This is a genomic window from Paenibacillus auburnensis (assembly GCF_927798115.1).
GTDB lineage: Bacteria > Bacillota > Bacilli > Paenibacillales > Paenibacillaceae > Paenibacillus_AQ > Paenibacillus_AQ auburnensis.
This window is the reverse complement of sequence record NZ_CAKMMG010000004.1, coordinates 264,686-278,144: the sequence shown is the minus strand read 5'-3', so window position 1 is coordinate 278,144 and position 13,459 is coordinate 264,686. Positions and strand designations below refer to the sequence as shown.

At 50.2% G+C, this 13,459-nt stretch carries 10 protein-coding genes; 8 read left to right on the top strand and 2 right to left on the bottom strand.

What is annotated here, in order from left to right:
* Positions 1–74: 74 nt before the first annotated feature.
* The 7 genes from L6H70_RS16835 to L6H70_RS16805 all read left to right on the top strand — a co-directional run bounded on the left by L6H70_RS16835 (position 75) and on the right by L6H70_RS16805 (position 8,651).
* A complete protein-coding gene (locus tag L6H70_RS16835) occupies positions 75–992 on the top strand; it encodes a prenyltransferase (protein ID WP_236335045.1) in 918 nt (305 codons plus the stop codon).
* A gap of 49 nt (positions 993–1,041) precedes the next feature.
* Entirely contained in the window at positions 1,042–1,815 is a 774-nt protein-coding gene (locus L6H70_RS16830; protein WP_236335044.1) for a DUF6081 family protein, read from the top strand.
* Positions 1,816–1,847: 32 nt separating this feature from the next.
* The gene (locus L6H70_RS16825; protein WP_236335042.1) at positions 1,848–2,810 is read left to right on the top strand and encodes a prenyltransferase; all 963 of its coding nucleotides are present in this window, start codon (positions 1,848–1,850) and stop codon (positions 2,808–2,810) included.
* 164 nt (positions 2,811–2,974) lie between these two features.
* Entirely contained in the window at positions 2,975–3,970 is a 996-nt protein-coding gene (locus tag L6H70_RS16820) for a Gfo/Idh/MocA family protein (RefSeq protein ID WP_236335041.1), read from the top strand.
* Positions 3,971–4,152: 182 nt separating this feature from the next.
* Complete coding sequence (locus L6H70_RS16815; protein ID WP_236335040.1) at positions 4,153–4,953, top strand: ABC transporter ATP-binding protein; 801 nt, start codon at positions 4,153–4,155, stop codon at positions 4,951–4,953.
* Positions 4,946–6,604, top strand: coding sequence for a hypothetical protein (locus L6H70_RS16810; protein WP_236335039.1), 1,659 nt, complete (start codon positions 4,946–4,948; stop codon positions 6,602–6,604). Before L6H70_RS16815 ends, L6H70_RS16810 begins: the two co-directional genes overlap by 8 nt.
* A 229-nt stretch (positions 6,605–6,833) precedes the next feature.
* On the top strand, positions 6,834–8,651 hold the full coding sequence (locus L6H70_RS16805) for a putative bifunctional diguanylate cyclase/phosphodiesterase (protein ID WP_236335038.1): 1,818 nt from the start codon (positions 6,834–6,836) through the stop codon (positions 8,649–8,651).
* Between the two features lie 445 nt (positions 8,652–9,096).
* Here the strand turns inward: L6H70_RS16805 and L6H70_RS16800 are convergent, their stop codons facing one another.
* The gene (locus L6H70_RS16800) at positions 9,097–10,791 is read right to left on the bottom strand and encodes a methyl-accepting chemotaxis protein (protein ID WP_236335037.1); all 1,695 of its coding nucleotides are present in this window, start codon (positions 10,789–10,791) and stop codon (positions 9,097–9,099) included.
* Positions 10,792–11,029: 238 nt separating this feature from the next.
* Here L6H70_RS16800 and L6H70_RS16795 point away from each other — a divergent pair, with 238 nt between their 5' ends.
* Positions 11,030–11,461 carry a MarR family winged helix-turn-helix transcriptional regulator gene (locus tag L6H70_RS16795; protein WP_236335036.1) on the top strand — a complete coding sequence of 144 codons (432 nt, stop codon included), beginning with the start codon at positions 11,030–11,032 and terminating at the stop codon, positions 11,459–11,461.
* 83 nt (positions 11,462–11,544) lie between these two features.
* On the opposite strand, the gene L6H70_RS16790 is transcribed toward L6H70_RS16795, so the two are convergent.
* Positions 11,545–13,389: an LTA synthase family protein gene (locus L6H70_RS16790; RefSeq protein WP_236335034.1), complete on the bottom strand. Its 1,845-nt coding sequence runs from the start codon at positions 13,387–13,389 to the stop codon at positions 11,545–11,547.
* Positions 13,390–13,459 lie beyond the last annotated feature (70 nt).

The following is a 13,459-nucleotide window of genomic DNA, read 5'->3' as shown; positions in this document are numbered from 1 at the left end:
TGTCGAATTTTGATGTATAATAGTTGTGCAATAATATTAATCACAGGAATATAGAGAAGGGGATATCTCTCGGCATGGATAATTGGAAATTATTTAAGAAGATCACACGGTTTGGAACGATTCCCGTGATGCTCATTCCGGTTGTTTTGGGAACGGTTGGGGCATATGTATGGGAAGGGAGTTTCCATCCTTTTTTGTTTGTTATCACAATTATCGGTGCAGTTGCAGCCCATTTGTTCTCGAATATGGTGAATGATTTATGGGACTTCCGTAATGGAACCGATACTGAAGCGAAGAATACGCCGGGAATGATATCGACGAATTCCGGCTTTTTATCAGGTGGGCTGATGTCGGAATCCCTTTTTGCTTCATTGACGTGGGGGCTCCTAGCTGTAGCTGTGGCCTGCGGCCTGTTTCTCAGCATTTCCAGCGGCTGGGAGACACTCTGGTTCGTCGCAGCCGGCGCACTGATTGCCTATTTCTATGTCGCTCCGCCGCTTCGCTTCGGATACCGGGGCAAGGGCTACAGTGAGTTTGCGATCTTCGTCGCCTTTGGCATTATGCCTGTGCTGGGCTCTTATTTCGTGCAGACCGGTGAGTTCAGTCTGAAGCCCGTGCTGCTGTCGGTGCCTGTAGGCCTACTTACGACCCTGCTCTTATTCAATCATCATTTCCTGCACTGGAGAGCGGACAAGCAGGCCGGAAAACGTACCTTGGTTGTAGTCTGGGGCGAACGCAGGGCGCTGGTGTTCTCGCAGATCCTGCTGCTTATTTCCTATGTATCACTGATTGTATGCGTGATGTTTGGCGTGCTGCCGGTCTATGGCCTGCTTGCGCTGCTTACCGCAGTTGCACCGGTGCATGTGTACCGCGGACTGCAGCCGCAGAATGCTTCACCGGCATACCTGCCGCTTATGGGAGCTTCACAGCAGGCTTCCGTGCGCTGCGGTGCGATCATGGCGCTGGCTCTGCTGATTCAGGGCTTCATCTAACATTTAACCGCTTAGCATATCCTAATAAATACAGAAAGAGAGCGCGATTATGGACAAGAACAAAGAAATAACCGGAGAAGTACAGCCTATCTTAAACGGTCAAACTGTAATTGGAGATTTCCATACCATTCTGACGGAAGGGAAAGTGTGGAAGACCGGCGGATTCACGTTGCCTGACGGCTCTTTCTGGGCTTACCGTGAGCCTGAGGCTGTAGTGATTGTGCGGAACGGCTTCCTGTATGTCCGGGCACAGCTAAGCCGCCAGCATAACCATGTCCAGATTCTCGACAATGCGAAGCATATGTATTATTCGGCTAAGCCGGTAGAGGTGCCGGAGGATGGGGAGATCAGCTTCGAGCTGCAGATCCGCGCCCGTACACAGGGGACAGCGCCGGGGGATCTGTATGACGGATACGTCTCGCTGAATCTGCTCGATTTCACGACAGGTGCGGCGCTTGATTTTTTTGCCGGGAATGACAAGTATGCCAGTGTGTACGGTGTGCTTCCCTTCCCTGGCGTTACGGTTCCTGAGACAGGCGGTACGAAATATTTCTGTATTTTTAAAGAGGCTGCCGATTTCAAACCGCGGGAGTTCAACACGTATAAAATCACGTATCACCGCGGCAAGGACGAAGCTGTGTTCTACGTAAACGGCCAGGAGGTGCGCCGCGAGCAGAATGTGCCAATCAAGTTTAACAGCTTCACCATTGCCCTCGGCATTATGACAGAGAAGGATCTGACTCCGGAGGGCAGCGTATCGGCACATGGGCAGACGGTGATCGCCGAATGGTCACCGATGACCGTAACAACCACCGCAAAATAAGGTGCATATTTGATGAATAAGGGTGATTTGCGGTGAATGTAAGGAGCTTCCTGAGGTTTGTCGAGCTGCCGACCAAGGTGGCCAGTGTTATCCCGTTTCTGCTGGGGACGCTGTATGCCTTATACCGGTTTGAGGATTTTTATGTTCTGCGTTCGATCCTGATGTTCGTGTCCCTGCTGAGCTTCGATATGGCGACAACGGCCATTAACAACTATTACGATTTCAAAAAAGCGGCCAAGAAGCATGGCTACGGCTATGAGACTCATAATGCGATCGTTCACTATAAGCTGAAAGAAAGCACCGTGGTAGCGACCATTGCAGTTCTGCTCCTTCTGGCTGTCGGGTGCGGAATTGCTCTCGTGGCCCAGACCGGGCTGATTATCTTTTTGCTGGGCGGACTGTCGTTTCTGATCGGCATTCTGTATTCATTCGGGCCGATTCCGATCTCGCGGATGCCGCTGGGCGAACTGTTCTCGGGTCTCTTTATGGGCTTTGTGATTATCTTTATCTCCGCCTATATTCACTCGGATCAGAGCTTGGTCACACTGCTGCTGCGGGACGGCTGGATCGATCTGCACATTAACTTCATTGAGGTTCTGTATATCTTCTGGTTCTCCGTACCGGCCATTCTGGGGATTGCGGGAATTATGCTGGCCAACAACATTTGCGACATCGAAGATGATCTGGAGAACCGCAGGTATACCCTGCCGGTCTACATCGGGCGCAAGAATGCGCTTCTCCTGTTTAGAATGCTCTATTATGTCTCATATCTTGATTTGATTGTTCTGCTGATTATAGGTGTGAATCCGGTGCTGGTAGCGCTGCTGCTGATTACGCTGGTTCCGCTGCGCCGCAATATTTCCCTGTTCTATGAGAAGCAGGAGAAGGCTGTAACCTTTATTCTGGCGGTCAAAAACTTCGTACTGATGAGCACGGCGCGAATTGTTGTGCTGGGTATTGCCGTTGTACTGAGCAGCCTGGATCTTTTGACGTAAACGCATAATCCTCTAAGTATATTAGCAGCGCCCTGACGGAAAGAAGCCCAGGCGCTGCTTTTTTGGGTTATCACCGGCGGCATCAAAAAATAGAGTAGCGGCGTTTTCTGTGATATGGTGTCAATAGATATAATGACAATCTTATATAAGGAAGGTGTATATCTATGACGCAGAAACTCCGGTGGGGAATTATCGGATGTGCCCAGATTGCGACGGGTTCTGTCATGCCGGCCATTCAGGAATCAGAAACCGGTATTATCGCAGCGGTGGCGAGCCGGGGACTTGAAAAAAGCAGTGCTGTAGCCGCGGAGTTTGGCATCGGGAAGGCCTACGGCAGCTATGAGGAGCTGCTGGCCGATGAAGAGATTGACGCGGTCTATATTCCGCTTCCGAATCATCTTCACCGGCAGTGGGTGATCCGTGCGGCGGAGGCGGGCAAGCATGTGCTCTGCGAGAAGCCGATTGCCCTGAACAGCACCGAAGCCGCGGAGATGGTAGAAGCCTGCCGCAAAGCGGGTGTGCATTTGGCAGAAGCTTATATGTACCGGCATCATCCGCGGATTGCCGAACTGCGGGAGATCATATCGCGGGGGGATATAGGTGAGCTGCGGTCGATCCGCGGAACATTCACCTATAATGATGCCGGAGATACTTCGAATATCCGCTTCAAGTCGGCATGGGGCGGAGGCTCGCTGTACGATGTCGGCTGCTATCCGCTCAGCGCGGCGCGCTTACTGTTTGGTGCAGAGCCGGAAGCGGTAACAGTGCAGGCGATTTTTTCACCAGAGCATGACAATGTGGATATGATGGCCTCGGGCCTGGTCGAATTTCCCGGCGGAGTGAGCTTGATCTTCGATTGCGGCATGTGGGCCTATAACCGCCAGCTGCTGGAGGTCCTCGGCACAGAGGGGCGGATTGAGATTCCTATGCCGTTCAATGCCAGATTCGAAGACGCCGAGTTCTTCGTGCATACCGGTGGGGAAGTGAGCCGTTTTGCGACTACCGGAGCCAACCCGTATGTCCGTCAGGCTGATAATTTTGCCGCTGCCGTCTTCGGGGACAAGCCTCTAGTTGCCGATGATGACCCGGTGCAGAGTATGAAATTGATTGAAGCCTGTCTAGAATCTGCCCGCCGCCGCGAGCGGATCAGCCTGCTGTAGGGTATTGTCACTACAAAACCTCCATCTCCGCATGTGCTTGCGGGTATGGAGGTTTTTTGTATTCTGCCTTATAAGGTATAAAACCTAATAGATATATAGAGTTAAATTTTGATAATATAGTAATACTATTGAAGAAATTTCTATAAAGTTTCCTATTACAGATTCTGAGAGGAGCTTCTCTAATGAGCCTTGCGGAAGAACCGGTGATATCGATTGCCGGCCTATGGATGAACTACAGTGACAGGATGGTGCTGCGGGGCATCGATCTTGCGGTCTACCCCGGACAAATTATCGGGTATATCGGTCCCAACGGGGCAGGCAAAAGCACGACCGTCAAAATTATGCTCGGCCTGGTAGAAGGGTACACCGGCACGGTGAGTATTTTTGGCAGGGATATCGCAGACGGTGATGCTGCTTACAAAAAACGGATCGGTTACGTCCCTGAAGTTGCCGAGATGTACGACAGCCTGACCGCCAGAGAGTATCTGACCTTTATCGGCGAGCTCTATGGAATGAAGCGGGCTGAGGCAGATGCCAAGGCGGAGAAGCTGATGGGACTGCTGAACCTGGAGAGGGCATACGATATGCGGATCGCTTCCTTTTCCAAGGGAATGAAGCAGAAGGTGCTGCTGATCTCCAGTATGCTGCATGATCCTGATATTTTGTTTCTGGATGAGCCGCTGAGCGGGTTGGATGCCAACAGTGTAATGATCGTTAAGGAGATTTTTGCCTCCCTTGCTGCAAGGGGCAAAACGATCTTTTACTCCTCGCATATTATGGATGTCGTTGAGAAGATCAGCAGCCGGATTATTCTGATTGACGGCGGTGATATTGTGGCGGACGGAAGTTTTGCTGAACTCAAGGAACAGAGTAAGGAAGGGTCACTTGAAGGGATTTTCAATGAACTGACCGGATTTGATAAATACCGGGATATTGCCGGTGAGTTTGTTGCGGTCATCGGAGAAGGTGCCCGGCATGAATGATTTTTTCGTGCTGAGGCTGTTGGACCGGCTGCAGGGCGGCTTTCGGAGAATGGGAGTCGACTACCCGGTACTACGCAGTATTCTCCAGCTTAAACTGACGATGGACGGCAGGCGGACACCAACCGTGCTTGCAGGGGGGAAGGAGAGTAAGCAGAATACGGACGGATCTCCTTTTCGGATACAGTGGATCTATTTGCTGCTCGGGCTGGCGCTGATCGCCTTTGTGGTGCCGGAGGGTAATTATCTATTTTCAATGAGCATCGCCTTCGGGATTGCAATGTTTATGATATCCACTACGCTAATCTCGGATTTCTCGTCGGTCATGCTGGATTTACGGGATAAAAATATCCTGTTTGTAAGACCGGTGAACCGCCGGACATTAAATATGGCCAAAAGCTTACATATAATGATCTATCTGTTTACGTTAACGCTGACCATCATGGGGCCTTCGCTCTTAGTCTCCTTGTTCAGGCAGGGGGTGCTCTTTTTTCTCATCTATGCCGCAGAAGTTATCCTGATGGACTGCCTGATACTGGTGTTTACGGGCCTCATTTATCTGCTGATTCTACGGGTATTTGACGGGGAAAAGCTGAAGGACATCATTAATTATGTACAGATCATTCTGTCCATCGGGATTACGGTGGGGTACCAGCTGATCTCCCGGCTGTTCGATATGGCGGATCTCAGCATTTCCTTTAAACCGGCCTGGTGGCAGTATTTCCTTGCACCTGTCTGGTTTGCGTCCCCGTTCGAACGTTTGCTGGGCGAGACCCGTTCATCCAACCTCACGGTAATGGCGGTTCTGGCGCTTGTGATTCCGGTACTGCTGCTTGCGGTTTACATTAAGCTGATGCCGCTGTTTGAGCGAAGCCTGCAGAAGCTGGCGGAACAGGGGGTTGGCGGAAAAGACAGCGGGCGCCTGCCGCGCCGGTTGTCAGAAATCGTCTGCCGGAGTAAGGAGGAGGCCATGTTCTTCCGCTTCACCTGGTCGATGATGCGTAATGAGCGGGATTTCAAGCTCAAGGTATATCCCACCTTTGGGCTGTCCCTAATTCTGCCGTTCATCTTCATCTTTAACTCGCTGAGCAGCGGGAAAATGGATGCCGTCCGCAACTCCAGAGCCTTTTTGTTCATCTATTTCAGTGCTCTGCTGATGATGACCGCTGTGCAAATGCTGCGATATTCAACAAGCTACAAAGCCGCCTGGATTTATAAGGCTATTCCTATACGTGAGACGGCTCCGGTCTACCGCGGCATGCTTAAGGCTGCTGTTCTCCGTCTGCTGCTGCCGCTTTTTGTTATAGAGTCAGCAATATTCCTGTGGCTGTTCGGAGTACGGCTGGTGCCGCATCTGATTATTGTGCTGCTCTCCCTGCTTGTGTACTCTGTACTGTGCTTCCGTCTTTTACCGAAGGCACTTCCTTTCTCGGAAAAGTACAGTGCGGCCAGACAGAAGGATTTTACAGGGAGCGCGTTTTTGCAGCTGTTTATATTGATACTTTTTGCAGGACTGCATTATCTGGTCACCCTGATACCGTTCGGAATTTACATCTATGCTCCAATTCTGGTGATCGCCAACTGGTGGATCTGGAGTGTTTCTTTCTCGGATGCAGTCTCGGAGCCGCGGCAGATTCCAACCTTGCGCTTGTAGGACCTGGACAAATATGGACAATTATTGCCTTCGGCAAAAAAAGGGTCAAAGTTCCAGTATTTACTTAGACAGTATAGCAAATACAAGGTAGAATACAGCTAAAGTCACTTCTTATGGAACTCTATAATCTTTCTACACTCTTCCATTTATCTGATATTCGTAAATAGGTTTTTATACTTGAGAATGAGCTGCGGCGATAATGATAATATAACCGGTGAAGAGGTCAACTATGGATCAGATGGGAACCCACTATAACACATGGATTGTTTTACTATCTTTTGCACTTGCTGTAATAGCGGCTTATTCAGCGCTTAACCTGATTTCTCAGGTTTCCCATTCCAACCGTAAAATCCGCAGGTTCTGGCTTGCATTGGGTGCAGTTGTGCTTGGGGCCGGGCTTTGGGCGATGCACTATGCCGGCATTTCCGCTCTGGAGACAGAAGGCGATTTCCATTATGATCCTGTTGCCCAAGGTATCTCCGTAATCGTCACCCTGCTGGCATCTTATGTCGGTATATTTTTATTCAGGAAATTCAGGGGACAAGGGAGTTTTAATTTCTGGAAGCTTGGCTCCGCATTGTTCATCGGATTCGCTGTTACAGGCATGCATTTTATCAGTCTAAGAGCGAGCAGTTTGGAGCTTGACAGCTGGCTTGGAACAAAGCCATTTGCCATGGAGAATGTTATCCTGCTGACCGGAGTTTCACTGGTTGCCCTGTTTATGCTTGCTATCTCCGGAGGGGCTGTTTTCCTCGATCGTCATGTGCTGGAAATTATGGCCTATAATGATCCGCTGACGGAGCTGCCGAACCGGCATGGCCTGGAGCGTTATTTCAAGGATGAGTTTTTCGGGGTGAATTCAGGTGCGGTGTTTTTTGTGGATCTGGACCGCTTTAAGTCGATTAATGATACGCTCGGACATGATATCGGTGATTTGCTGCTGCAGGAGGTCGCAGACCGGTTAAGAAAATGTGTCTCCCTGAAAGGCAAGGTCTTCCGGCTCGGCGGTGACGAATTTCTGATTGCTCTGCCCGATTGCGATATGGAGGATGCCCAGGAGGCAGCACAACATATTCTGCGGGAGATTAAGAAATCCTACAGCGTCGAGGGCAACGAGCTGTATGTGACAGCCAGCATCGGGATCAGCATGGCTCCGGTGCACGGCACGGACCGATCTGCGCTTATGAAAGCCGCTGACACGGCACTGTACACTTCCAAAGACTCCGGCAAGAATAAATTCAGTGTATTCGACCAGGAGATGAACCGTCATCAGGTGCGGCGGATGTCACTGGAGAAGGATCTGCGCAGGGCACTTGCCCGTTCTGAATTTATGGTAGTCTACCAGCCTAAGTGGGATTCACTCATGAATGTCACTGTCGGTCTTGAGGCACTGCTGCGCTGGAGACATCCGGAGCATGGAATTATCTCGCCGGCGGAATTCATTCCGATTGCCGAGGAGACGGGACTGATCGTGCCGATCACTTACTGGATGCTGCACGAAGTATGCGGCCAGAATATGCTGTGGCACCGGGCAGAGGTAGCGAACGTGCCTGTATCCATCAACATGTCGGCGCGGATGTTTGAGGGCGGCAGCCTATATGATGTAGTAGAAGAGGCGCTCATCCGCTCAGGGCTGGAGCCGCATTTCCTGGAGCTGGAGATCACCGAATCGATTGCCATGAACAATATGGAAGAGACGGTTGCCCAGCTCTCCAAACTCCGGGCCCTTGGGGTACGGGTCTCGCTGGATGACTTTGGTACCGGCTTCTCGTCACTCGGCAATCTGGATGAGATTCCGGTTAATACGCTGAAGATTGATCAGGTCTTCATCCGCAAGAGCAAGATGCACTCCAAAAAAGCGATTATCAGCAATATAATCGCCATAGCCAGCAACCTCAATATGGAGGTCGTGGCCGAGGGTGTGGAGACACCGGAGCAGATCGAGCTGCTGCAGTCCTTGGGCTGCCGGGTCATGCAGGGCTTCTACTACGGCCGTCCGATGCCGGTGAATGAGCTGGGCCAGTGGTTTATTGAGAATACGGCTTAGACTAAACTATTAATATTCCTGTTTTTGTCTTTGGACATTAGGATAAGGGACGGTTTGGGGTGGATCATTCACCTTCAAGCTGTCCCTCTAATCTTTAATCTGAGGCTGCCCCGTGCGTGATCCATTCATGCGCGGGGCAGCTTTGTTGTTTATAAGCACTAAAAAAGCAGCCAAGTCCGATGAAATAGGACTTGCTGCTTTGGTGTTCCCCCTCTTTAAAAAGGGGGATTCTTTATAAATCTTATACTAAAAAAAATCATTGGTGGTAGCGGAGGAGGGGGAGTTTGGAACTGTAGGAGCGGTAGCGTCCGCCTTTGTCCCCGGATTTCTACCGCTCAGCGGTATAATGAAAGAAATGGGGGGACAACAGCGGCCGGAAGTCCAAACATTCCCCGCAGCTGCGTCCTTCACCTGAAATTGTTTTTAAGTATTTTTATAACAAATCCTAAATTTTAAAGTTCTCGACAAGAACCTGCAGCTTCTCCGCAAGCGAAGAGAGAAAGGCTGCGGAGGACTCCACTTCCTGCATCGCTGCAAGCTGTTCCTGCGAGGAGGCGGACAATGTCTCTGCACCCTCGGCGGTTTGGTTGGAGACGGCCACAATGCTCTGGATCGCTTCTACGAGGCCCTCGGAGATCAGCGCCAGCTCGCGTACGGTTTCCGAGATCTGCCGGCTCTGCGAGGACATATCCGATACAGAGTCTTCAATCTCGGAGAATGACTGTCCAGCGGCCATAATCATTTCTCTGCCTTCCACCATTTCACCGGTAGACCGTTTCATCGTCTCTCCGGCCTTGTCCATTTGGGTGACAATGAGGCTGACCAATTGGCCGATCTGGCCGGCGGACTGAGCGGAGCGTTCTGCCAGCTTGCGTACGGATCCGGCAACTACGGCAAAGCCTCTGCCTTCTTCTCCGGCACGGGCAGCTTCGATGGCTGCGTTCAGAGACAATAGATTCGTCTCTTCCGCGATGCCGGCGATCGTGCCCACAATGTTCTCGATCTCCTTGGAGTGACTGCCGAGGGATTCGATGATTTCGGACAGGTCAGTGATGCTGTCACTGACAACCTGCATCTGCGAGGTGGTGGAATCCATAGATTCCCGGCCTGAACGAGCCTTAAGGGCATTGCTGGCAGCCGTATTCATTGCGCTGTCCGCATTATTGGCGATCTCAGTGATGAACCGGGACATCTCCTGAACGGACCGGTAGCTTCCCTCCAAATTCCGCAGCTGGGTATGAGCCCCGTCGGCTAATTCGAGGGTTACATTGACACTATGCTCACCGGCGCGGTTCGTCTCCTGTGCACTGGCGGACAGCTCCTGTGATGAAGAGGCTACCAGCATGGAAGTGTCGTTGACCTGAGTGATAAGAGTGCGCAGGCTCGTTGTCATCTCATTGAAATCACGGGCCAGTGTGCCAATTTCGTCCTTGCTGTCAAACAGGAGCGGATCATGGGAAAGATCACCCTTAGCTACGGTGTTTACGGAGCTGGAGAGCTTAGTCAGCGGACTTACCAGGCGGCGGATGAACAGGTATGCGGCAAGGATCGCCACGGCCAGAATAGATATACCGATAATGAAGGGCTGAACAATGATATCCTGTGTCCGTTCCTGAATTAGAGAACCGTCGAAATTGATAGCCATGAGTGCAATGATAGGTTTGGTTGGGTCGTGATCCTGGTAGATGGGGCCGTAACCGGTTTTAAGAGAGGTACCTTGATATGTATAAACTTCGGAGTATGCGGAATGCTTCATGGTAGTAATCATATCTTTATCTTTTTGTGAGAAGTAAAAGGAGTCTCCTGCTTTATATCCCCTCTTTTTGAAATTAGCATCTGCGGCAAGAACTTTGCCGTCCAAGGAGAGGATGAATGCTTCCTTGAAAATCGGTTTATGCGCATTAATCCAGCCAATACGATCCTCGATGGCGGAAAGTTTACTGTTGTCTCCTGCGGCAAGAGCCGCTATGTCAACGGGGTCAACGAGGCCGGTTGTGATATTGGCGCAGCCTACCAATTCAATACCGGCGGCTTCATCTAATTGATTGTACGCAGCGCGGTATCCGAAGAACCCGATGGATGATCCGACAAGAAGTAATACAATGAGCATCATCCAAGTTAATTTTGTTGCCAATTTCATTTTTAGCACCACCAACCCTGACTATAGTTAATTTTATGTGATAATTGCTATCACTGCTAAGATTATAGCGCATCGCTGGGCCCATAGAATGTAGTTTTTTTGTGTCGAAAAAGAACGGATTTGTCTGAAAAAAGCAGCCTTGCAATGATACTTGTCATACCAAAGACAAAAAGCATTGAATCATAACCTGTAAAAATGATACGCTAGATGCAGGACAAACGGACTGGGAGTGAAAGGAATGCCGCAGCAAATTGATCCGTTGGTAGAATCCTTGGGATTATCCATGTGGAGAGTACAACGCAGAATCACATCACAGATGTCTTTGCATAAAGAAATAGGTCTTACTGTTCCGCAGTTTCACCTGCTGCATATCATTGCACAAGAGAAGCAGGCGAGGGTCATCCAGCTTGCCGAGAAGCTTGAGGTGAAATCGAGCGCGGTTACCGTCATGCTGGATCGTCTGGAGCTGCTGGAGCTTATCGCCCGTGTTCCGGATGAGAATGACCGCAGAGCCGTCAGTGTGACGCTTACCACGAAGGGCGAGGAACTGCTCAAAGAAGCACAATACCGGTCGCTGCTTCTCTTGACCGAACACTTATCGATTTTAAAGCCGGAGGAATTGAAGAATTTTGCCGAGTATTATACCTTGCTGGAGAAGCAGGAACGATAACCGGCCGGCTTATACCCGTTGAAATGATAAACAGCCACGCTCCAACAAAGGAGCGTGGCTGTTTGTGTAATTATTACCTAAGCTTATTCTTTGTCCGGCGCTTTATCCGGCAGCTGTGTAACATAGCTGTCCGACAGCTGGCGTAATCTCAGCGCACGGGTGTATTCATCTTCGGTTCCGGCAGGGGATTTCCCTCCGGCTGCCAGGGTGTACTGCGTGTTGTCCTCAAAGCTGTTGCCGGGGATGAGCAGTGCGGAACTGGCGATAAAGGACCCGGTTGGCAGATAGTAACGTTGCGGCAGCAGATTGTATGTCTGGGCGGTGATATCCTGGCCAAAATGAATGGTGTCAGCCATTGGTACACCCAGGAGGCTGGCTGCTGTCGGCATAATATCGACTTCTCCGCCGACTTGTTCGAGTGTCTGCGGTGTAAGGCTGCCCTGTTCATGGATAATGAGCGGAATGTTAAGCATGTCGGCATACCCGTATTCATGCCCGTAAATTTCCTCCATTAATTGCTTGTCGTCATGATCCAGTGAATATATCGGCAGCCCCATATGGTCTCCATATACCATGATCAGACTGTTATCCCAGAGGCCGTTGGCTTTGAGCTCCTCAACAAATTGTCCAAAGGCATAGTCGGCATAATTTTGGGACCGGACATAGTCACCGACAAAAGTGCCTTCATAACGCTCCGGCAGCTTCATCTGGTATTTCTCTGCAGGAATCGTAAACGGATGGTGGGCAGACATCGAAATCACTTGAGCGTAGAACGGTTTGCCGTCCCCTTCCATTTCTTTGAGCTTATCAGCCGTTTTGCGGTAGAGTACTTCATCGGATGCCCCGAAGAAGAAGGTATCCTCATTACCGAAGAACTTATGGTCATAATAATGCTCCCAGCCCAGCGCACTGTATAGCTCGCCGCGGTTCCAGAATTCCACATCATTCGTATGGAAGGTTGCTGTCTGATAACCGTTTGCCTGCAGGAGACGGGGCAGACTCGGCAGCTCTTTATCGACATAAGACATCGTTGCCGCACCTTGCGGCGGAATATAGAAGGAAGAGTTGACTACGAATTCAGCATCGGATGTATTCCCCTGGCCTACCATCTGATAGAAGTTAGGGAAATACAGGCTGTCTTTCATCAGGCTGTTCAGGTTCGGTGTAATTTCCTTACCGTCGATCGTGAGCCCCAGCAAAAAGCTCTGGAAGGATTCCAACTGGATAATAATCAGGTTCTTGCCTTTGGCCGTACCCTGGAACGGGGAGACCGCAGCCGTATCGATGCCCTTGACCTGGTTAATGACATCCTGGGTAATCTCGCTGGCCTTCACCAGTTCCGGTTTGTCTTGAGCAAAAATGGTATAAGCCTCATAATTGAGGAGACCCATTTCCTGGGCTTTCTTGATTTCATTCATGCTGGCCTTATTGGGCAGAATATTGAACAGGCACAGCCCGAATGACACCGCGAACAGCAGGCTGTACGAGAACTTTGAGGTTCCGGTGCGGCGATTGATGTTTTCCTTTTTATAGTCACGGCCTTTTTTATTAAAGAAGAAGTACACGCCAAGAAGAATGATATCGGCAAAAATCAGCAGATAATACGGGTCCATTAATGAAAATACACTGTTGCGCACAGCGGTGACCTGATTCACCTGCTCGGCTGCATGGTATGTGACAATGACACCATAATATTTGAAATACATAATGGCTGCAAAAAAGATAGCGGTAACTAGCAGGTTCACCAGCATGTAATACCCGAGCTTCCGTTTGGAGGCGAAGGCCTCAATAAGACAAAAAAGGGCCCAGACAAAAGGGATTTCAGTAATTATAGATTTCCAGGACAGCAAATCGCCGAAAATAACGCCCCAGGCCAGGAAACTTTTGAGGATAAAGATGATCGTGAAAAAGATGAATGGTTTGACCAACCACCGTCTAATTGTTAAAGATGACACAGCTTCGCCTTCTTTCTACGGGATGAAACGCCGCTTCCCGGCT